This window comes from Lentzea rhizosphaerae (assembly GCF_042649515.1).
Lineage (GTDB): Bacteria > Actinomycetota > Actinomycetes > Mycobacteriales > Pseudonocardiaceae > Lentzea > Lentzea aerocolonigenes.
In genome coordinates this window covers 275,297-297,774 of sequence record NZ_JBHRZI010000005.1, presented here as the reverse complement: position 1 = coordinate 297,774, position 22,478 = coordinate 275,297, and the positions used below count along the sequence as shown (strand labels likewise).

10 protein-coding genes are annotated in these 22,478 nt (G+C 71.8%); 8 read left to right on the top strand and 2 right to left on the bottom strand.

The window, feature by feature from the left end; translation table 11 throughout:
* The first annotated feature begins 109 nt into the window (after window positions 1-109).
* The 7 genes from ACFOWZ_RS04365 to ACFOWZ_RS04335 all read left to right on the top strand — a co-directional run bounded on the left by ACFOWZ_RS04365 (window position 110) and on the right by ACFOWZ_RS04335 (window position 6,768).
* On the top strand, window positions 110-952 hold the full coding sequence (locus ACFOWZ_RS04365; protein WP_382369006.1) for an NAD(P)H-binding protein: 843 nt from the start codon (window positions 110-112) through the stop codon (window positions 950-952).
* Window positions 953-1,003: 51 nt separating this feature from the next.
* On the top strand, window positions 1,004-1,606 hold the full coding sequence (locus ACFOWZ_RS04360; protein ID WP_382369116.1) for a flavin reductase family protein: 603 nt from the start codon (window positions 1,004-1,006) through the stop codon (window positions 1,604-1,606).
* A gap of 77 nt (window positions 1,607-1,683) precedes the next feature.
* Window positions 1,684-2,127: a nitroreductase family deazaflavin-dependent oxidoreductase gene (locus ACFOWZ_RS04355; RefSeq protein WP_382369003.1), complete on the top strand. Its 444-nt coding sequence runs from the start codon at window positions 1,684-1,686 to the stop codon at window positions 2,125-2,127.
* 188 nt (window positions 2,128-2,315) lie between these two features.
* The gene (locus tag ACFOWZ_RS04350; protein ID WP_382369000.1) at window positions 2,316-3,626 is read left to right on the top strand and encodes a flavin monoamine oxidase family protein; all 1,311 of its coding nucleotides are present in this window, start codon (window positions 2,316-2,318) and stop codon (window positions 3,624-3,626) included.
* Between the two features lie 217 nt (window positions 3,627-3,843).
* The gene (locus ACFOWZ_RS04345; RefSeq protein ID WP_382368997.1) at window positions 3,844-4,611 is read left to right on the top strand and encodes an SDR family oxidoreductase; all 768 of its coding nucleotides are present in this window, start codon (window positions 3,844-3,846) and stop codon (window positions 4,609-4,611) included.
* 150 nt (window positions 4,612-4,761) lie between these two features.
* The gene (locus tag ACFOWZ_RS04340; RefSeq protein WP_382368994.1) at window positions 4,762-5,244 is read left to right on the top strand and encodes a pyridoxamine 5'-phosphate oxidase family protein; all 483 of its coding nucleotides are present in this window, start codon (window positions 4,762-4,764) and stop codon (window positions 5,242-5,244) included.
* A 63-nt stretch (window positions 5,245-5,307) separates the two neighbouring features.
* Window positions 5,308-6,768 (top strand): MFS transporter, encoded by a 1,461-nt coding sequence (locus ACFOWZ_RS04335; protein ID WP_382368991.1) that lies wholly within the window; start codon window positions 5,308-5,310, stop codon window positions 6,766-6,768.
* A 372-nt stretch (window positions 6,769-7,140) separates the two neighbouring features.
* Here ACFOWZ_RS04335 and ACFOWZ_RS04330 read toward each other — a convergent pair whose 3' ends face one another.
* Window positions 7,141-8,700: an aspartate aminotransferase family protein gene (locus tag ACFOWZ_RS04330; protein WP_382368988.1), complete on the bottom strand. Its 1,560-nt coding sequence runs from the start codon at window positions 8,698-8,700 to the stop codon at window positions 7,141-7,143.
* Between the two features lie 94 nt (window positions 8,701-8,794).
* Window positions 8,795-9,250, bottom strand: coding sequence for a YybH family protein (locus tag ACFOWZ_RS04325; protein ID WP_382368985.1), 456 nt, complete (start codon window positions 9,248-9,250; stop codon window positions 8,795-8,797).
* 150 nt (window positions 9,251-9,400) lie between these two features.
* Between ACFOWZ_RS04325 and ACFOWZ_RS04320 the strand changes: the two genes are divergently transcribed.
* Window positions 9,401-22,456: an SDR family NAD(P)-dependent oxidoreductase gene (locus tag ACFOWZ_RS04320; RefSeq protein ID WP_382368982.1), complete on the top strand. Its 13,056-nt coding sequence runs from the start codon at window positions 9,401-9,403 to the stop codon at window positions 22,454-22,456.
* Window positions 22,457-22,478 lie beyond the last annotated feature (22 nt).

Sequence of the window (22,478 nt, the reverse complement as noted above, 5' to 3'; positions counted from 1 at the left end):
GGACTCACCGCGCGGTTTCCGCGTTCCGAGGCGGGTCCGTGACCGGCGGATTACCGAGGCCTGCCGCGGATTACCGGCGGCATTCCCCGCCGCTGTTTGACTCGGTCCCATGACTGCGAACGACTTCCTCGTCCTCGGCGGCACCGGCAAGACCGGCAAGCGCGTCGTGTCCCAGCTCCGCGCGGCCGGGCACACGGCGCGGGCGGCGAGCCGCTCGGGGGACACCCGTTTCGACTGGCACGACGAGAGCACCTGGGAGGCGGCGATCGACGGCGTCCGTGCCGTCTACATGGTCGACCTCGTGGACGAGGCCGTGGAGTGGGACCCGGCCGTCTCCGTCCGCACCTTCTGCAAGCGCGCGCAGGCGGCCGGTGTCCGCCGCGTCGTGCTGCTCCAGGCCCGCACCGACCAGGACGCCGGCGGCAAGTCCCTCGTCGGCAGCGAGGGGGAGGTGCAGGAGTCCGGTCTGGAGTGGACGATCCTGCGCCCGACCTGGTTCACCCAGAACTTCGACGAGGGCATCCTGCTCGACGGCGTGCGCGAGGGCCTCATCCGGATTCCGGCCGGGCAGGGCCTCGAACCGTTCATCGACTGCGAAGACGTTGCCGCCGTGGCCGTTGCCGCACTGGTCGAGGACAAGCACGTCGGCGAGATCTACGAGATGACCGGCCCCACCCCGATCACCTTCGGCGACGCCGCCGAGATCCTGTCCCGCGTGCTCGGCCGCGAGGTGCGCTACGAGCCCGTCACCGCCGAGGAGTACGTCGCCGCGCAGGTGGCGCAGGGACTTCCCGAGGACTACGCGGGCATGCTCGCCGACCTCATCGGCCAGATCCGCGACGGCCGCAACGCCCACCTGTCCGACGGCGTGCAGCGCGCTCTCGGCCGTGAGCCGATGGACTTCGAGACCTACGCGCGTGCCGCGGCGGCCACCGGCGTGTGGAACGTCTGACCCACCAACGCCTGAACAGTGGCGTCTGCAAGTACCACCAACTCGCAGTTGGTGGTACTTGCAGACGCCACCAGCCACCCGCGACCGTCCACTTCGGACGTCAACGAGGAGGTCGTGTTGACCGCGCACGTTCCGGCCCAGCCGGTCGCAAGTCCTGTCACGTCCGCCGCCCTGCGCGCGGCGATGTCCAGGTTCACCACCGGTGTCGTCGTGCTCACCACCGGGGGCGGCCACGTCCACGGCATGACCGCGAACGCCTTCAGCTCCGTGTCGCTCGACCCGCCCCTCGTGCTCTGCTGCATCGCGCACAGCGCGGTGATGCACGAGGCCCTCCTGTCCGCCGGCACGTTCGGCGTCTCGGTGCTGCGGGCCGACCAGGGCGCGGTGGCCACGCACTTCGCCGACAAGAAGCGGCCGCTCGGTCTCGCCCAGTTCGCCGGCCACGACTGGACGGAAGGCGACGTGACCGGCGTTCCGCTGCTCGGTGGTGCTCTCGCCTGGCTGGAGTGCTCGGTGACCGACGTCCACCCTGCCGGTGACCACTCGGTCGTCGTCGGCACCGTGCTCGGCGCGAGGACCGGCGAAGACGCCGGGAGCCTCGCGTTCTACCAGGGTGCCTTCCACGAGGTTCCGGCGCGGGAACCACCGCGGTGAACGGACGAGTCTGGATACAGTGAGTATCAGGACGGTGACGCATCGCAGCCGTCAGTCAATCGCAGCAGAGGAGCCACATGTCCGCCCCACGTCCTGAAGAGGTCACCGACAGCCCGTACGCCGGGGTCGCCGAGCACGTCCGCCGCTACATCGCGAGCGACGGCCGCGACGGCCACCTGGAGGCGGGGGTGACCAACCTCGTGCTCACCACGCGCGGGCGCAAGACCGGAAAGCTGCGCCGCACAGCCATGTTCTACACCGAGGACGACGGCCGTTACGTGGTCATCGCCTCGCACATGAGCGGTGGGCCGGTCCACCCCGACTGGTACCAGAACCTGGTCGCGAACCCCGAGGTGCACGTTCAGGTCGGGCCGGACAAGTTCGACGCGGTCGCGCGCACCGCGACGGCCGACGAGAAGCCTCGCCTGTGGGCCAAGATGACCGAGTTGTGGCCCGCCTACGACACCTACCAGGCGACCGCGCCCCGGGAGATCCCGGTGGTCGTGATCGAACGCGCCTGACCGGTGGGCAGCACCCGGCGAACGGGGTGGGACGCACACGCGTCCCACCCCGTTTTTCGTTCCACCGCAACGGTTCTGACCAGATGACCGGGCCGTTACCCGTGAAGGACGGCCGGTGGGTCCCGCGACGTTAGCTTCACCTCGGCACGGCTCGAGTCCGCCGTGGACTTCTCGCAGGGGAGGAAGCAATGTCGAACAACGACACCGCTCACGACGTGGTGGTGATCGGCGCCGGGTTCGCCGGAATCTCGGCCGCCCGCGAACTGGCCGCCAAGGGCAGGCGCGTGGTCCTGCTGGAGGGCAAGGACCGCGTCGGTGGACGCGCCTACACCGAACGGATGCAGGGCCACCCGGTCGAGCTGGGAGCGGCGTGGGTGCACTGGTCCCAGCCGCACGTGTGGACGGAGATCACGAGGTTCGGGCTGGACGTCGTCGCCGACGAGAAGCCGGTGACCGCCACCTTCCCCGTTCCCGGCGGGTTCCGGACCTATCCGGGACCGGAGATCCTGCAGCGCCAGCACGACCTGCTGACCCGGCTGTTCAGCGGCTGGGACGAGTACTACGAACGGCCGCACAACCCGTGGTACCACGCGGAGAAGCTGGCCGAGGTCGACAAGAAGTCGTTGCGGCAGGCCATCGAGGACCTCGAACTGTCCGAAGAGGACGCGAACCTGCTCTGGGGCTGGGCTTCGGGGGAGTCCGGCGGGCTCGCCGCCAGGGGTGCGCTGACGATGCCCGCCCACTGGTGGGCGCTGGGCCAGCTGGAGCTGATCGGCTTCGACGCGATCTTCAACCTGCGTCTGGTGAACGGCATGCAGAACCTCGCCGAGCTCATGGCCGCCGACGCCGACGGTGTGGAGCTGCGCCTGAACACCCCGGTCGCCACCATCGACGACAGCGGCGAGCACGTCGTGGTGACCACCCGGTCCGGCGAGCGGCTCACCGCGCGTTCGGTCGTCGTGGCGACCCCGGTCAACACCTGGAAGTCGCTCGACTTCACCGCCGGCCTGCCCGAACCGCACCTGCGCGCGTCCCGCGAGACCATCGGCGTGCCGAACGCCGTCAAGCTCGCGATCCACCTGCGCGGCGAGTTCCAGGGCGCGTTCTACAGCCAGGGCGAGGAGGGCGCGCCGATCATCGGCCTGTTCCCGCACCGCGTCCTCGGTGACGGTTCGCAGCTCGTCGTCGGGTTCATCGTCGAGGAGGACGTCGACCACACCGACCCGGCCGCCGTGCAGGCCGCGGTGCACCACCTGGAGCCCGGTGCCGAGGTGCTGTCGTACAAGTTCCACGACTGGGGCCGTGACGAGTTCAGCGAGGGCGGCTGGGCCTACCGCCAGCCGGGCCAGCTCACCACCATGCGGGAGATCCAGGCGCCGCACGGGCGGATCTCGTTCGCCAACGGCGACTCGGCCAACGGCTGGAGCGGGTGCGTCGACGGTGCGATCGAGTCGGGCCTGCGCGCGGCCCGCCACGTGCACGCCGCGCTCGCGATCTGACCGTCTGCGAGGGCTCGCGCCGCGGCACTATTTCGGGAATGGTGGAGGGGAATTTGTTCCTCCTAATTCCCGGAGCGGGGTACTTACCGATTGGTAAGTGCTTTCCTGCTGGTAAGTGCTGACACATTTGTCAGTAGTTGATCGTGTTTGCAAGCCGTGTCATATTTGGTCGGAGCCGCGCTGGCGAATTCCGGCCAGCGGAGCGAAATGGGGAGAAGTGGACGTTTACTCAGGCAAGAAGGCCGTGATCACCGGCGGGACCCACGGCATGGGACTGGCCGTGGTCGAGGCCCTGGTCGGCGGCGGTGCCGAGGTCCTGCTCACCGGCTACAACGAGCAGAACATCAAGGCGGCGCAGGCACAGTTGGGCGAGAACGCCCACGTCGTCCGCTCCGACACCACGGACCTGGCCGACGTCGACGCGCTGGCCAAGGTGGTCGGCGAGAAGCTCGGCACCGTCGACTACCTCCACGTCAACGCGGGCTTCGCGGAGCTCGAGCCGTTCGAGAGCGCCACCGAGGCCGTCTACGACAAGACCTTCGCGGTCAACACCAAGGGCGCGTTCTTCACGGTGCAGAAGCTGCTGCCGTTCATCAACGACGGTGGCGCGATCGTCTTCACGACCGCCGTCGCCGACGGCACCGGAACCCCCGGCATGGCCGCGTTCTCCGGGGCCAAGGCCGCGGTGCGCGCGTTCGCCAAGGTGCTCGCCGCCGAGCTGCTGCCGAGGGGGATCCGGGTCAACGTCGTCAGCCCCGGCTTCATCCGCACACCCACCATGGGCGTCGCGACCGTGACCGACGAGGACCGGGCCCACTTCATCGCCGAAGGTTCCACCCTCACCCCGATGGGCCGGATCGGCACGGTGGAGGAGGTCGCGAAGGCCGCCCTGTTCCTCGCCTTCGACGCCACCTTCACCACGGGGATCGAGATCCCCGTCGACGGCGGAATCGCCCAGGGACTCGTTCCTCTCGGCGCGGAATGACTTTTCCACCCCGGTCGTGACGCGTCACGACCGGGCAGCACAACCAATCCCTGCGAACTAGAGAACCCTGCTGCAACGCAGGGGCGGCCGATTCTGCCCTGTTTCGCACCCGAACCCCGCCCGCGCGGACGACTCCAGCTGGGGAAAGACATGCTCACGGTCAGCTCCTTCGCCGACATCGAGGAGAAGTTCTTCGAGTACGTGGCCGACATCAAGTACTGCACGATGATCACAGTGGACAAGCGCAACCGGCCGAGGGCCAGGGTGCTGCTGCCCATCTGGGAGGTCGTGGACGGACGGCCCGTCGGCTGGCTCGCGGCGTACAAGACGCCCGTGAAGGTCGCTCACCTCGCACGGAACCCGCACGCCACCTTTTCCTACTGGAGCCCCAGGCAGAACGTCGTGCACGTCGACACCGTGTCGCTCTGGGTGGACGACCCGGAGATCAAGCGGGACGTGTGGGCCCTGTACCGCAAGGGATCTCCCTTCCCGGTCGGGTACGACCCGATCACGTACTGGAAGGGCGGCCCGGAAGACCCCGAGTACCACGTGCTGCGCATGGAGCCCTACCGGGTCCAGGTCGTGCGCGGCACGGACCTGCAGAGCCGGATCTGGCTCGGCGAAGGGGCCTGAGCGCGCACGACCGCCGGGGTCGGCGACTCCGGCGGTGAGGAAACACCGAGAGAGGAAGTTGCAATGTCAGGGGACACCGCCAAGACCAGCACGGTGACAGGGGCGCACGCCGACCCCGTCACCGAGCGGTCACCGCTCAACCCGTTGCGCTGGAAGGCGTTGGCGCTGTTGTGCGCCGCGTTCTTCATGGTGCAGCTGGACGCGCAGATCGTGCTGCTCGCGCTGCCGTCGATCGAGGCCGACCTCGGCTTCACCCCGGCGGGCGCGCAGTGGGTGATGAGCTCGTACCTGATCACGTTCGGAGGCTTGCTGCTGCTCGGCGGACGCACCGCCGACGTCGCCGGCCGCAGGAAGATGTTCATGCTCGGCATGCTCCTGTTCGGCGCGGCATCGCTGCTGGCAGGCCTCGCGTGGTCGAGCGAGATCCTCATCATCGGCCGCGTCGGCCAGGGCGTGTCGGCGGCGTTGATCGCCCCCGCCGCGCTGGCACTGCTCATGACGACGTTCACCGACGCCAAGGAGCTGTCGAAGGCGCTCGCGATCTGGGCGGCCAACGGTGCGATCGGTGCGATGGCCGCGCTGCTCATCGGCGGCCCGATCAACGACACCATCGGCTGGGAGTGGCTGTTCTTCATCAACGTCCCGGTCGCCGTGCTGGTGCTGGTGATCGGTCCGAAGCTGCTCAAGGAGAGCAGGGCCGAGGAGCGGGTCGGCTTCGACCCGCTGGGCGCGCTGACGATCACGCTGGCGGTTGGCGCGTTCATCTACGCCGTGGTCGAAACGCCGACCGTCGGCTGGGCGAGCCCCCGCACGCTCCTGCTGCTGGCCGCGAGCGTCGTCCTCTTCGCCGTGTTCATCGTGATCGAGAAGCGCGTCGCGTCGCCGATGGTCCCGCTGAGCCTGTTCCGCAACCGCAACCTGTTGGGCGGCAACGTGGTCATGCTGCTCATCGGCATGGTGACGTTCGGCGCGGTCCTGCTGGTCTCGCTCTACGCCCAGCAGGTCCTGCAGTACACCGCGCTGGCGTTCGGCGTCGCGACCGTCGTCTACACCGTGATGTCCACCGTGGGCTCGCAGATCGGCTCGCGCATCGTCGCCAAGCTCGGCTTCCGCAACATGACCCTGATCGCGGTCGTGATCATGGGCGCCGGCGTGGTCTGGCTGACGCGCGCACCGGTCGACGGCACCTACTTCGTCGACCTGTTCCCGGCGCTGGTGCTGTTCGGCTTCGGTCTCGGCATGGGCTTCGTCTCGGTGTCGATCGCGGCGCTGACCGGTGTTCCCGAGGAGAACTCGGGCATCGCGTCGGGCATCAACACCGCGGGCTTCCAGCTCGGCGGCGCGCTCGGTGTCGCGGTGGCCACGGCCGTCGCGGTCGCGTACTCCGGCACCACGGGTGACGCGAAGCAGGACCTCAACGCCGGCTACCAGAGCGGTTTCTGGTCCATGGTCATCCTCACGGTGGTCGGCATCGTGGTGACGGCCGCGCTGTTCAAGGCGCCGAAGAAGGCCGTCGCGGCCTGACGGTCTCTCCGGACACGGGAACGGGCGGTTCGTGACGCGGACCGCCCGGTTCCCACACTGGTGCACCGGGGCCCGGTCGGTGGTCCCTCATGCGGTCGCCACCGGGACGTGGAAGTCCATTAACCCCTGGTGGACGGCGGGACGCGGGTGCGCGGTCCCGCCCCGGCCCGGTCCGTCGGAGGACTGGGAGCGGGTTCCCGGGGTACACGGAGGAGGGGCTGCCGATCATCGGCAGCCCCTCCTCCTGGTGTCAGCGCCCGTATCAACTCAGTCATACCGGACATACTTCTTTGGCGCGAAAAGCACGTTCGGGCCATCTATCGGCCCGAACGTGCTTTTCCCGCCAACGGGAACAGGGGCGGGGGCGCTTGCTCAGACGGGCAGCAGTGCGGCGCCGTCTTCCTTGCGCAGCAACCCGCACAGCTCCCGCAGCGCCGATCCGAACTGCGTGATCGCCTCGTCGGTGAGGTAGATCGACGGCTCGGCCCGCAGGGTGTGCGGGGCGCTGGCGGTGGGGAACACCCGGACGGCGTGCCGGCGCAGCAGGTGGCCCGCGAGCACGTACCCGATGAGCCCGTGGGCCGCGTTCTCCGCCAGCACAGGGTCCGGTGACGCGGTCAGGTCGGCGAACTCGACACCGAGCATCAGGCCCTCCCCGCGCACGTCGGAGACGACGTCGGGGAACTCCGCGCGCACCGCCTCGAGCTCGGCCCGCAGCGCTGCCCCGCGTTCGGCGGCACGTGCGTAGGCCGCTCCACCGTCCTCCTCCAGCATCCGGAGGACCTCCAGTCCGATGTGGACGGAGAAGGCGTCCTTGGCGAACGTGGAGCTGTGCACCAGCTCGAAGTCGCCCTGGTAGCGGGAACCGCGGATGAGCGTCACCGACGACTTCGCGACCCCGCCGCCGATTCCCTTGGCCAGCAGCACGTAGTCGCCCGCGAGACCGGAGTGCGCGGCGGCGAAGAACCGGCCGGTGCGGCCCATTCCACTCTGGACCTCGTCGACCACGACCGGGAACCCGGCTTCGTCGGCCACCGACCTGATCTCGGCCGCGACGGTCCGGTCGAGCACGCGGATGCCGCCCTCACCCTGCACGGGTTCGACGAACAGCGCGGCGACGACAGGGCTTCGTTCGACCGTCAGCCGCAGCACGCCGTCCACGACCTCGGGCACGATCACCTCGGCCCGTTCGGCGTCGGCGGCCGCTGCGGTCGCACCAGGTGCGGCGGGCACGAACCGGGCCTGTGCGGCCAGTGCGCTGAACGGCATCCGGTAGCCGGGGTTGTGCGTCAGCTGGACGCTGCCTGCGAGCTTGCCGTGGAAACCGCCCTCCAGCGCCAGGAACACCGGCGCACGCGTGAACGACTCCTCGTTCAGCCGCGCGGCCGCGGCGACGACGTCGTCCAGCGTCGCGGTGTCCGGGAGCTCCAGGCGTTCGGTGACGTCGGCGGGAACGGCCGGCGCCGAGGCCTGCACCGCCGCCCACGTCTCGGCGACACGGGCGCGCAGTGCACCGACCCGGACGACCCTGTCCAGCTCGGCGTGCTTCATCGCGATCTCAACAGCTTCCGCGCCGCTGTTGCCGAACAGCGCGTGGTACGGCTCGTCGACGCCGAGTTCGCGGCGCAGCACCGTGTTCAGCTCGTGCGCCAGTTCGTTGGCGTAGGGGTGGTACGAGAACTGGGCGTGCACCGGGACCTGCTGCTCCAGCAGTTCCCGCGCCCGTTCGACCAGCCGCGGGTGGTTGTGGCCGAAGACCAGCGATCCGTAGCCGCCGACCAGGTCCAGCACCGGGATCTCCGCACCGTCGGTGTCCCGGTAGTACAACGTGTCGCCGCTGCCGCGCACGTACTCGACGTCGAGCCCGATGCTCGCGAGCAGCCCGCGCAGGTGTGGCTCAGCCAGCTCCGGCGCGGTGGTGGGTGTGACCATCCGTGTTCTCCCGCCTGGGTTCTTTGCTCGATCCGGAACCGCGAACGGGGCGGGCGCGTCCATCGCACGCCCGCCCCGTTCGCGCCGTTGTGGTTCAGGCCTCGCCGAAGGGGTTGTCGATCACGTAGCGCCAGCGGCCGTCCTCGCCCTTGCGCAGGACGTCGAGGCCGATGCCCTGGTGACTCTCCGCGGGCTGTCCGCCGCCCGCGGGGATGTCGATCGTCCAGTCGACGACCAGCAGTGCCGTGTCGCCCGTGACGTAGGACTCGCGCACGGTCGCCTTCATGTCGGGGTTGCGCTCCAGGTGGGCGCGCACCACCTCGTCGTGCAGCGCGTCGGAGACGGGGTTTCCCGGTTCCCACACCGAGATCGCGCCGTCGGCGTAGAGGCTGAGCACTCCGTCGATGTCCCCGGCGTTGCTGCCGCGGACGTACGTCTCGGTCATGGTCAACGGGTCGGTGACCGGCGCGATCGCCTGGTTCGTCATCTCACGGGTCCATTCGTCGGTCGGGGCGGCCGTCCCGCTCCGCTGCACCGCGAACGTAGCCACGGCCCTCCCACTCGGAGTCCACGGCGCGGTCATCGAGTTGTCAGTGGACTGTCCGCGACCGGGAGAACCGGTCAGTGACCGCGTGATCGGTAGGAAAGGCGGCAGGGAAGCGGACATCCCGATCACCACGAGAAAGGGCAGTCGAGCCTCATGACGAGCAGTCAGGCCACCACTCTCTCGACCCCCTCGACCGAGCCGGTCGCGGTGATCGGCATCGCCTGCCGGCTGCCGGGAGCACCCGATCCGGCCGCGTTCTGGGAACTCCTGCGCGACGGCGTCGACGCCGTCGGTGACGTTCCGGAAGGCCGCTGGGCCAGCGTGTCCGGCCTGCCCGACCCCGAGGGGACGGTGGCGCGCGGTGCGTTCCTCGACTCCGTGGACGGGTTCGACGCGGAGTTCTTCGGCGTGTCACCCCGCGAGGCCGCGGCCACCGACCCGCAGCAACGGCTGGTGCTGGAACTGGTGTGGGAGGCGCTGGAGGACGCACGTGTCGTGCCTTCCTCGTTGCGCGACAGTGCGACCGCGGTCTACGTGGGCGCGATGCGGGACGACTACGCGGAACTCGCGCACGCCACCGGCGACAGCGCGATCGGCCAGCACAGCAACACCGGCCTGCACCGCGGCGTCATCGCCAACCGGGTCTCCTACGTGCTGGGGTTGCGCGGCGCGAGCGTCGTCGTCGACACCGCCCAGTCCTCGTCGCTCGTGGCGGTGCACCTGGCGGCCGAGGCGGTGCGCACCGGCCAGGCGTCGATGGCGATCGCCGCGGGCGTGCAGCTCAACCTCCTGGCCGAGAGCGCTCTCGCGACCGACCGGTTCGGTGGCCTGTCACCGGACGGGCGCTGCCACACCTTCGACGCGCGTGCCAACGGTTTCGTGCGCGGCGAAGGTGCCGCAGTGGTCGTGCTCAAGCCGTTGTCGGCGGCTGTGGCCGATGGTGACGAGATCTACGCCGTTCTCACCGGCAGTGCGGTGAACAACGACGGTGCCACGGAAGGGCTGACCGTGCCGAGCGCGGCAGCGCAGGAGGCCGTGGTCCGCGCCGCGCACCGGCGCGCTGGACTCGACGCCGACGACATCGGATACGTCGAGCTGCACGGCACCGGCACTCCGGTGGGAGACCCGGTGGAGGCGGCTGCGCTCGGTGCGGCGCTGGGTGCGGAGCGGTCGCGGCCGTTGCCGGTCGGGTCGGTCAAGACCAACATCGGTCACCTGGAAGCGGCCGCGGGCATCGCCGGGCTGCTGAAGGTGGTGCTGGCGTTGCGGCACCGGGAGTTGCCGGCGTCGCTGCACTTCTCGGAGGCCAACCCGCGGATTCCGCTGGCGTCGTTGAACCTCGCGGTACAGGTTCAGCACGGGGCGTGGGACGGGCCGCTGGCCGCCGGGGTGAGCTCGTTCGGGATGGGTGGGACGAACTGCCACGTCGTTCTGGTTGGGGCGTCTGCGGTTGCGGCGAGGCCGGATGCGGTGCGTGAGGCCGGCACCATCGCCGTCCCGATCTCCGGACGCACTCCCGACGCCCTGCGCGCACAAGCTTCCCGGCTCGCCGAGCGGCCCGGTTCCCTCGTCGACCTCGGATACTCGGCCGCCGTCACCCGCACCCACTTCGCACACCGCGCCGTCGTCGTCGCGCCGGATCGGTCCACTGTGGACTCCGCGCTCGCGGCCGTGGCGAACGGGTTGCCGCACCCGGCGGTCGTCACCGGCACCGCGCGGTCCGGTGGCGTCGGGATGTTGTTCACCGGGCAGGGCAGCCAGCGTGCCGGGATGGGCGCTGAGCTGAGTGCCCGCCACCCCGTCTTCGCGGAGGTCTTCGCCCGGATCGTGGATCGCTTCGACGGACTGGCCGAGGCGATCGCCACCGGCGAGGGGTTGGACCGCACGGAGTTCACCCAGCCCGCGCTCTTCGCGTTCGAGGTCGCCGCGCACGCGCTGCTGGGGTCGTGGGGTGTGCGCCCGGACGTGCTCATCGGCCACTCCATCGGCGAGGTCGCCGCGGCTCACGTCGCCGGGGTGCTGTCGGAGGACGACGCGTGCGCTTTGGTTGCCGCGCGCGGAAAGCTCATGGGCGCGCTGCCGGACGGTGGGGCGATGGTCGCGGTCGGCGCGTCCGAGGAGGCGGTGCGGGCCGAGCTGACCGACGGTGTGGTCATCGCCGCGGTCAACGGGCGTGAGTCGGTCGTCGTGTCCGGTGAGACGGCCGCGACCCTGGCCGTCGCCGAACGGATGCGCGCACTGGGGGTCAGGGTCAAGCGGCTGAGCGTCAGCCACGCCTTCCACTCGCCGCTCGTGGACCCGATGCTGGACGACTTCCGCGCGGTCGTCGCGGGGCTGGAGTTCCGTGCTCCTGCGGTGCCGGTGGTGTCCACCGTCACCGGGCGAATCGCGGAGATGACCTCGCCCGAGTACTGGGTGGAGCAGGTCCGCGAGCCCGTGCGGCTGCTCGACGCGGTCGTGACGGTGACCGACGACGTCTCCGCTCTGGTCGAGATCGGCCCGGACGCCGCGCTGACGGCCATGCTCCCCGGCTGCCTGCCGTCGTCCACTCAGGTGCGGGCGATCGCGCTGCAGCGGGCCGACCGGCAGGAGTCCGTGGCGGCCGCGACCGCGCTGGCGGGACTGCACGTCCACGGCGTCGAGGTCGACTGGGCGGCGTTCTACGCCGGAACCGGTGCCGTTGCCGTGGCGCTGCCGACCTACGCGTTCCAGCGCGAGCGCTACTGGATTCGCGCGACGGGGACTGTCGGTCCGGTCGCCGCGACGTCCGCCGTGGACGTGTCGCAGTTGGTTCGCGCGCACGTGGCCGCGGTCCTCGGCGCCGACGACCCGTCGGCCGTGCCGGCGACCACGCCGTTCCGGGACCTGGGCTTCAGCTCGTTGATGCTGGAGGAGCTGCGGATCGCACTCGCCGGCGCGACCGGGCGCGAGTTCCCGTCCGGCGTGCTGTTCGACCACCCGACCGTCCAGGCGCTCACCGACCACGTCGCGGGCGCGTCCGATGTCGTCGTCGAGCAGGCCACCCGCGTCGACGACGGCGAGCCGATCGCGATCGTCGGCATGGCGTGCCGTTATCCGGGCGGTGTCGCCTCCCCGCAGGACCTGTGGCGCGTGGTCGCGCAGGGCGTTGACGCGATCGGCCCGTTCCCGGTCGACCGCGACTGGCCGGCCGACCTGCACTCCACCGACCCGGACGCGTCGGGCAAGAGCGCGGTGCGCGAGGGCGGGTTCCTCGACGGCGTGGCTGACTTCGACGCGGCGTTCTTCGGGATCTCCCCGCGCGAGGCACTGGCCATGGACCCGCAGCAGCGGTTGCTGCTGGAGCTCGCGTGGGAGGCCGTCGAACGGGCCGGGATCGAACCGGACGCGTTGCGCGGCACCAGCACGGGTGTGTTCGTGGGCGCCACCGGTAGCGACTACGGCCCCCGGATGCACGAGGCGCCATCGCACGCCGAGGGACACGTCCTCACCGGCACCGCACCGAGCGTGCTGTCGGGCCGCCTCGCCTACCAGCTGGGTCTGTCCGGTCCGGCGTTGACCATCGACACCGCGTGCTCGTCCTCACTGGTGGCACTGCACCTGGCCGTCCGGTCGCTGCGTTCCGGCGAATCCGACGCGGCGCTGGCGGGCGGTGTCGCGGTGATGGCGTCACCCGGCATGTTCCTGGAGTTCTCCCGCCAGCACGGCCTGGCCGCCGACGCGCGCTGCAAGTCCTTCTCCGACAACGCCGACGGCACGGCGTGGGCCGAGGGCGCGGGCCTGCTGGTGCTCGTCCGCGAGTCCGACGCCCGCCGCCGAGGCCTGCCGGTCCTGGCGGTGATCCGCGGTTCGGCCATCAACAACGACGGTGCGTCGAACGGCCTGACCGCCCCCAGCGGTGTGGCGCAGCAGCGGGTCATCCGCCGCGCGCTGGCCGACGCCGGCCTGACGACGTCCGACGTGGACGTCGTCGAGGCACACGGCACCGGCACCGCACTGGGCGACCCGGTCGAGGCGGAGGCCCTTGCCGCCGCCTACGGGCCGGGCCGCTCGACCCCGCTGCTGCTGGGTTCGCTGAAGTCCAACATCGGCCACGCCCAGGCCGCGGCGGGCGTGGGTGGCGTGATCAAGCTGGTGGAGGCGCTCCGGCGTGGTGTGGTGCCCGCGACGCTGCACGTCGATCGGCCGACCTCTGCGGTGGATTGGTCAGCGGGGGTGCTGGAGCTCGTCACGGATCGGCGGGGCTGGCCCGAGGTGGAGCGGCCGCGGCGGGCGGCGGTGTCGTCGTTCGGGATCAGCGGCACGAATGCGCACCTGGTGCTGGAGCAGGCGGAACCGGTGAGTAGTGGGCCGGTGGTCGCTGCTGCGGGGCCGATCGCGGGTGCTGCCGCGGACACGCCTGGGCCGATCGCGGGTGCCGCCGAACCGGTGGTGGACACCGCGCGCCCGACGGCGGTCTCCTCGCCGTGGGTGCTCAGCGGCAAGACCCCGGCCGCCGTGTCCGCGATGGCACGCGCGCTGCTCGACACCGACCCCGACACCCACACCGACCCCGGCGCCGTGGCCGCCACGCTGGCCGCCCGCACACGCTTCGAGCACCGCGCCGCCGTCATCGCCTCGACCCCGGCCGATCGCCGTGCCGCGCTGGCCGCGTTGGCCGGCGGCGAGGACCACCCCGCCGTCGTGCGCGGATCGGCTGCTGGCAAAGCAAAAACCGCGTTCCTCTTCACCGGGCAGGGGGCGCAGCGCGTCGGCATGGGCGAGGAACTGGCCGCGGCGTTCCCCGTGTTCGCCGCCGCCTACGACGAGGCGTTCACCGCGCTCGACCCCCACCTGGAGCGGCCCCTGCGTGACGTGGTCGCCCAGGGGCTGTCCGATCTGTTGGCACGGACGGAGTTCACGCAGCCCGCGTTGTTCGCCTTCGAGGTCGCGCAGGCCCGGTTGCTCGCCGCGCACGGGCTCCTGCCCGAGCTGGTCGCCGGGCACTCGGTCGGGGAGATCGCCGCCGCGCACGTCTCTGGGCTGCTCGCGCTCGAGGACGCCGCCTTGCTGGTCGCCGCCAGGGGGCGGCTGATGCAGGCCGCCACGGAGGGCGGGGCGATGGTGGCCGTCGAAGCGAGTGAAGAGGAGGTTCTGCCGGGCCTCGACGACTTCGAGGGCCGGGTGGTCGTGGCTGCCGTCAACGGGCCGCGGGCCGTCGTGCTCGCTGGTGACGCCGAGGCCGTTCACGCCGCGGCCGACATCTACGCCGCCAAGGGGCGGCGCACCCGTGCACTCACGGTCAGCCACGCCTTCCACTCCCCGCACATGGACGGGGTGCTCGCAGAGTTCCGCAGTGAGGTCACCGGCGTGCGGTTCGGTGAGCTGACGATTCCCTTCGTCTCCACCGTCACCGGAGCGCTCGCAGACACCGAACTGTCCACTCCGGACTACTGGGTTCGCCAGATCCGTGCGGGTGTGCGGTTCCACGACGCCGTTCTCGCGCTGGCCGGCGCCGGGGCGCGGGTGTTCGTCGAGGTCGGGCCCGACGCCGTGCTCGCCCCGCTCGCCGCCGCCGCGCTGCCGGAGGAGACGCCGGTGTTCGCGACCTCCCGCGCTGGTCGGTTCGAGCCGGAGACCGCGTTGCTGGGGCTGGCCGCCGCGCACGTTCATGGCGCGCCGTTCGCACTGCCTCCAACCACGCCCGTCGACCTGCCGACCTACCCGTTCCAGCGCGAGCGGTTCTGGCTGGCCACGACCCGCGCCGTCGCGGGCGGTGCCGCCCACCCGTTGCTGACCACCGCGGTGGACCTGGCCGAGAGCGACGACGTCGTCCTCACCACCACGCTGACCCTGGCCGATCACCCGTGGCTGGCCGACCACGCCATCGGCGGGACCGTCGTCGTTCCCGGCACGGCGCTGCTGGAGATGGCTGCGGCCGCCGGTCAGCGGGCCGGGTTCGACCGGGTCGACGAGCTGACCCTGGAAGCGCCGCTGCCGCTGGGCGCCGAGGCGGTGACCGTGCAGGTCACAGTCTCAAGTGGACGGTTGGCTGTGCACTCCCGCACCGGCGACGGCACGTGGACCCGGCACGCCTCGGGCTCACTCGCGGAAGAAGCCCGGCGAACCGAGGCGTTGACCGAGTGGCCGCCGCCCGGCGAACCGATGCCGCTCGACGACGTCTACGACCGGCTCGCGGACCTCGGTTACGAGTACGGGCCCGCTTTCCGCGGTCTGACCGCGTTGTGGGTGGACGGCGACGACCTCCACGCCGAGGTCCGGCTCCCCGAACCGTTGCGCGGCGAGGGTTATCTGGCCCACCCCGCGCTGCTCGACGCCGTCCTGCACCCGCTGGTGCTCCTCGCGGCCGACAACCCCGACCAGGTCAAGCTCCCCTTCTCCTGGACCGGCGCCTCCGTCGTGCGGACGGGCGCCTCCGCCTACCGGGCGCGGATCACCCGCACCGGCGCGGACAGCGCCACGATCGTCCTCGCCGACAGCGCGGGCGTCCCGGCCGGCGGAGTCGAACTCGCACTGCACCCGGTTCGCCGTGGCGCACCGGCGACCGGCGGACTGTTCGCCCTCACCTGGACCGAAATCCCCACTGCCACACCGGTCGACACCCAGGTCGACGTGCTCGACGTCGAGGGCGGCACCCCGTTCGCCGCCGCCACCTCGGTTCTCGCCGCGGTCAGGGACTGGCTGGCCGCCGACCACCCGGCCGACACCCGCCTGGTCGTGCGCACCAGGAACGCCGCCGCCGACGACACCGCCACGAACCTGGCCGCCGCCTCCGCGTGGGGACTGGTCCGCACACTGCAGAACGAACACCCCGACCGGTTGGTGCTCCTCGACGGCGACGCCGACCCCGCCGCCGTCGTGGCCACCGGGGAGCCGCAGGTCGCCGCCCGCGACGGAGTGCTCCGCGCGCCCCGCCTCGCCAAGGCCGAACCCACCGGCACCGGCCCCGGCCTCAACGGAGGAACGGTCCTCGTCACCGGCGGCACCGGCGGTCTCGGCGCCCTGCTGGCCCGGCACCTGGTCACCGCGCACGACGTGAAGAGCCTCGTCCTCACCAGCCGGCGCGGACCGTCCGCGCCCGGCGCCGCCGAACTGGCCGACGAGCTCACTGCTCTCGGTGCGACTGTGCGGATCGAGGCCGTGGACGTCGCGGACCGGACCGCGTTGGCCGCGTTGCTCGACGGCATCACCGACCTGTCCGCGATCGTGCACACGGCGGGCGTCGTGGCCGACGGCACCGCCACCTCGCTCACCGACGAGCAGGTCGCCGCCGTGCTGGCTCCCAAGGCCGACGCCGCACTGCTGCTGCACGAGCTCACCGCGAACCGCGATCTGAGCGCGTTCGTCCTGTACTCCTCGGTGTCCGGCCTCCTCGGCACGGCGGGGCAGGCCAACTACGCCGCGGCCAACACCGTCCTGGACGCCCTCGCCGCACACCGTCGTGCCGCGGGACTGCCCGCGACGTCGCTGGCGTGGGGCCTGTGGGACGACACGGCGGGCATGGGCGCCGGGCTCGGCGAAGCCGACCTCGCCCGGTGGGCGCGGGCGGGGTTCAGCCCGCTGCCCGCCGCCAGGGGCCTGGAGCTGTTCGACGCGGCCCTCGCCGTCGACGCCGCCGTCGTCGCCCCGATGCAGTGGGCATCGGCCGGAGGTGACGTGGCGCCGGTCCTGCGCGGCCTGGTCCGCCAGGTGAAGCGCAAGGCGGCCGGATCGGCGTGGGCGTCGGGCATGGCCGGCCTGCCGGAGGCCGCACGCCTCGACGCGGTCCGCGCGCTCGTCCGCGAACAGACCGCCGCCGCTCTCGGCCACGCCGCCGTGCACGCCGTCGATCCCGGAAAAGCGTTCAAGGAACAGGGTTTCGACTCGTTGGCGGGCGTCGACCTGCGCAACCGGCTGGTCTCGGTCACGGGGCTCAAGCTGAGCGCCACGGCGGCGTTCGACCACCCGTCCCCGGACGCGCTGGCCGTGCACATCGCCTCGCAGCTCGCCGCGGACACCACCGAGAAGACCGTCGTCCGGCGTCCCCGAACGTCCGACAACGACCCGATCGTCATCGTGGGCATGGCGTGCCGGTTCCCCGGCGGGGTGCGATCGCCGGAAGACCTGTGGGACCTGGTGGCTTCCGGGACGGACGCCATCTCGGAGTTCCCGTCGAACCGCGGCTGGGACGTCGAGGCGTTGTACCACCCGGATCCGGAGCACACCGGGACGACCTACACCAGGCACGGCGGGTTCCTGCACGACGCCGACCGGTTCGACGCGGGGTTCTTCGGCATGTCGCCGCGCGAGGCGACGGCGACCGATCCGCAGCAGAGGTTGTTGCTCGAGACGGCGTGGGAGACGCTGGAGGACGCGGGGATCGACCCCACCTCCTTGCGCGGCAGCCGCACGGGCGTGTTCGCGGGCGTCATGTACGACGACTACGCCTCCCGGCTCACCGCGGTGCCGTCGGAGTTCGAGGGCTTCCTGTTGGCGGGCAACACGTCCAGCGTCATCTCCGGACGACTCGCCTACACGTTCGGCTTCGAGGGACCGGCGCTGACGGTGGACACGGCGTGCTCGTCGTCGTTGGTCGCCTTGCACCTGGCGGCGCAGGCGTTGCGCAACGGCGAGTGCGATCTCGCGCTGGCCGGCGGTGTCACGGTGATGTCAGGCCCGTCGACGTTCGTCGAGTTCTCGCGGCAGCGCGGACTTTCGGCCGACGGCCGCTGCAAGTCCTTTTCGGACGACGCCGACGGCACCGGCTGGTCGGAGGGTGTCGGCCTGCTGCTGGTCGAGCGCCTGTCCGACGCTCGCGCCAAGGGGCACCGCGTCCTGGGCGTCGTCCGCGGCACCGCCGTCAACTCCGACGGTGCGTCCAACGGCCTCACCGCCCCCAACGGTCCCGCTCAGGAACGGGTCATCCGCGACGCGCTGGCGTCTGCCGGTCTGTCCATTGAGGACGTCGACGCGGTCGAGGCGCACGGCACCGGAACCCGTCTCGGCGACCCGATCGAGGCGCAGGCGCTCATGGCCACCTACGGCCGCGACCGCGAGACCCCGCTCTACCTCGGTTCGCTGAAGTCGAACATCGGACACGCACAGGCCGCCGCCGGTGTCGGCGGGGTCATCAAAATGCTCATGGCGATGCGCAACGGCCTGCTGCCCAAGACTTTGCACGTCGGTGCACCGTCCTCGCACGTGGACTGGACCGCGGGCGCGGTCGAGCTGCTCACCGAGGCACGCCAGTGGTCGGCCGACCGGCCGTTGCGGGCGGGTGTGTCGTCCTTCGGCATCTCCGGCACCAACGCCCACGTCATCCTGGAGGCGCCCGCGCCGGTGCCCGCGCGGCCCGCCGCCGAGCGCCCGGCACCTGCCGTCGTGCCCTGGGTCGTGTCCGCCAGGGACGCCGCCGGGCTCGCGGACCAGGCCGCCAGGCTGCGCGACTTCGTCACCGCTCATCCCGAGGCCGACTCGGTCGACATCGGCTGGTCGCTGACCAAGACCCGTGCCGCGCTGGAGAACCGGGCGGTCGTCGTCGGCGCCGACCGCGCCGAACTGGTGGCGGGGCTCGACGCGCTGGCCACCGGGCAGCGCCTGGCGTCCGTCGTCACGGGTGGCACCGCCGGACGCGGGCGCACCGCGTTCCTCTTCACGGGCCAGGGTTCGCAACGGGCGGGCGTGGGGCGGGAGCTGTACGCGTCGTCACCGGTGTTCGCCGCCGCGCTCGACGAGATCGGCACACATCTCGACGACCTGCTCGACCGTCCACTGCGGACGGTGATGTTCGCTCCCGAGAACTCGGCCGACGGCGCGCTGCTCGGCCAGACCGCGTTCACCCAGGCCGCCGTGTTCGCCGTCGAGGTCGCGTTGTTCCGGTTCGCGGAGCACCACGGGCTGCGGCCCGACTTCCTCATCGGCCACTCCGTCGGCGAGGTCGCCGCCGCGCACGTGGCCGGTGTGCTGACCCTGGCCGACGCGTGCGCACTCGTCGCCGCCCGCGGCCGTGCCATGCAGGGCGCCCGGCGCGGCGGCGCGATGGTGGCGGTGGAGGCGTCCGAGGCGGAAGTGCTGAACGTCGTCACCGACCGGTCCGGTGTGGACATCGCAGGGATCAACGCGCCCACCGCCACGGTGATCTCCGGCGACGAGGCCGCGGTGGAGGCCCTCGCGGAGATCTTCCGGGGCCTCGGTCTGCGCGCCACGCGGCTGCGGGTCAGCCACGCCTTCCACTCGTCGCACATGGACGGCGTCCTCGACCAGTTCCGCGCCGACATCGTGGACGTCGTCTTCCACGAGCAGACGATCCCGATCGTGTCCAACGTGACCGGCCGCGTCGCGGAGCCGGGGTTGTTGCAGGACCCGGACTACTGGGTCGGCCACGTGCGCAAGCCCGTCCGGTTCGTAGACGGTGTCCGCACTTTGGAGGCCGAGGGCGTCACCGAGTACGTCGAACTGGGGCCGGACGCGGTGCTGACCGCACTCGTACGCCAGTGCGTGCGGGAGGAGCCGGGGGCGCTGGTCCCGCTGCTGCGGGCCGGCCGGTCCGAGACGACGACGGCCTTCACCGCGCTCGCCACCCTGCACACGCGGGGCGTCGAGCTGGACTGGGGCGCGTTCTACCCCGGCGCGGACGTGGTCGACCTGCCGTCGTACGCCTTCCGCGCCAAACGGCACTGGCTGCCCGAGGCGGGCGGGACCGCGTCGGCCGCCGCGCTCGGGGTCGGCGACGCCGGTCACCCGCTGCTCGGTGCGGCCGTGGCGTTGCCGAGCGGGTCCGTCCTGCTCACCGGAGGTCTGTCGCTGCGCCGCGCCCCGTGGCTCGCTGACCACCGCGTCGGCGGGGCCGTCCTGGTGCCCGGTGCCGCGCTGGTGGAGATGGTGCTGCGGGCCGGTGAGGAGGTGGGGCTTCCCGCCCTGGCCGGTCTGACGCTCGCCTCGCCGCTGGTGCTGCCGGAGGAGGGCGTGGTCGAGGTGCAGATCGCCGCGTCGCCGGAGGACGGGTCGGTCACCGTCCACTCCCGTGCCGCCGGAGGCGTCTGGGTCCTCAACGCCGAGGGCACGCTGACCGCCGACATCCCCGCACCGGGCGAGGTGCCCGCCGTGACAGGGGACGAGGTCGCGGTCGACTACGACCTCCTCGCCGAGCGCGGTTACGACTACGGGCCCGGCTTCCGCGGCCTGCGGTCGTTGCGCCGCCGGGACGGTGAGCTGGTCGCGGAGGTCGCGTTGCCCGAGGCGCTGCACGCCGACGCGGGCCGGTTCGTCCTGCACCCGGCGCTGCTGGACGCGGCGCTGCACCCCGTGCTGTTCCTGGGTGCCGAGGTGCTCCCGTTCACGTTCTCCGGCGTGGCGGTGTTCGCTCCTGGTGCCACGGCGGCCAAGGCGATCGTGGTCACGAGCGGCGGAGGCGACGGGTCGCTGTCGGCCTCGGTCACCCTCGTCGACGCCGGCGGTGCGCCGGTGGCCGTGATCGAGGACCTGTTGCTGCGGCCGAGGACCGCGACGAGGATCCCCGAGCCGGGCATGCACGCGCTGACGTGGCGACCGGTGCCCACGCCTGCCGGACCGCCTCCCGTGATCGTCACCGATCTGTCCACTGTGGAGGGATCGCCCGCTTCGGTCGCGCTGAAGGTGTCCGGCGAAGCGGCCGCTTCTGTCCACGAAGTGCTTGCCGCCCTGCGGTTCTGGCTGACGGAGGACCGGTTCGCCGGATCCCGGCTGGCCGTCGTCACCAGAGGCGCGCAGGTCGAGTCCTCCGACCCGGACGGTGCCGCCGTGTGGGGCCTGGTGCGCACCGCGATGACCGAGAACCCCGACCGGTTCGCGCTCGTCGACCTCGAACCGGGAGCCGACGACTCGGGCATCGCGATGGCGCTGGCGTCCGGCGAGCCGGAGACCGCCGTGCGCGGCGACCTCCTCGTCCCACGGTTGGTGCCCGCCGTCGCGGAGGGCGACACCCCGGACTGGGGGAGGGGCCCGGTGCTGGTCACCGGTGCCACTGGCGCGCTCGGTGCGGTCGTGTCCCGGCACCTGGTGACCGTGCACGGCGTGCGGGAGCTGCTGCTGCTCTCCCGGCGCGGTGCCACCGCGCCCGGTGCCGCCGAGCTGGTCGCGGAGCTGACCGCGCTCGGTGCCGAGGTCACCGTCCTGGCGTGCGACGCCGCCGACCGCGCCGCGCTCGCCTCGGCGTTGGAAGGCAGGAACGTCGGCGCGGTGGTGCACACCGCCGGTGTACTGGCCGACGGGCTGCTCACCGCACTGACGCCGGAGCAGGTCGACGCGGTGCTGGCACCCAAGATCGCCGCCGCCCGCAACCTGCACGAGCTGACCCTCGGCCACGACCTGTCCGCGTTCGTCCTGTACTCGTCGGTCGCCGGCCTGCTCGGCACGTCGGGGCAGGGCAACTACGCGGCGGGCAACGCCTACCTCGACGCGCTCGCCGCACACCGCCGCGCACTGGGTCTTCCCGCCACCTCGATGGCGTGGGGCCTGTGGGCGGACAGCTCGGGCATGGCCGGGAAGCTCACCGACGTCGACCTGCGCAGGCTGGCGCGCGCCGGGCTGCCGCCGTTGACCACCGAAGAGGCGGTGCGGCTGTTCGACCTCGCCGTCGCCGGGCCGGAAGCCGTCGTGTCGCTCACCCGCTTCGACATCACCGCCCTGCGCGCCCAGACGGGTCCGCGTCCGGCCGTGCTGCGCGATCTCGTCCGCGACCGAACGCGCCGCACCCGTGCCGTGAACGCGGGCGGTACAACGGATCCGGGATCGCGACTGGCCGCGCTGCCGCCGGCGGAACGTGCCGCCGCGGTGCGAGAACTGGTCAACGCGACGGCGGCCGAGGTGCTCGGCCACGACGACCCGGCGTCGATCGACCCGGCGCGGTCGTTCCTCGAGATCGGCTTCGACTCGCTGACGTCGGTGGAGCTGCGCAACCGGCTGGCCGCGGCCACCGGTCTGCGGCTTCCCACCACGGTGGTGTTCGACCACCCGAGCCCCGCCGCCGCGGCCGCACACCTCGACGGCCTGCTCGCGTCGGCCTCCGCGCCGCCGTTGCTGGCGGAGCTGGACCGCATCGCCGCACTGCTCGCCGTCCCCAGCGGCGACACCGCGGCCGCGGCCGAGCGTCTGCGCGAGCTCGCCGACCTCGCGGCGGGTGCCGTCCCCGGCTTCCAGCCCGAAGTTCCCGACACCGACCTCGACACCGCCAGCGACGAGGAGCTGTTCGCGCTCCTCGACGACCTGGACTGACCCTTCCACCCCGCCTGGACAG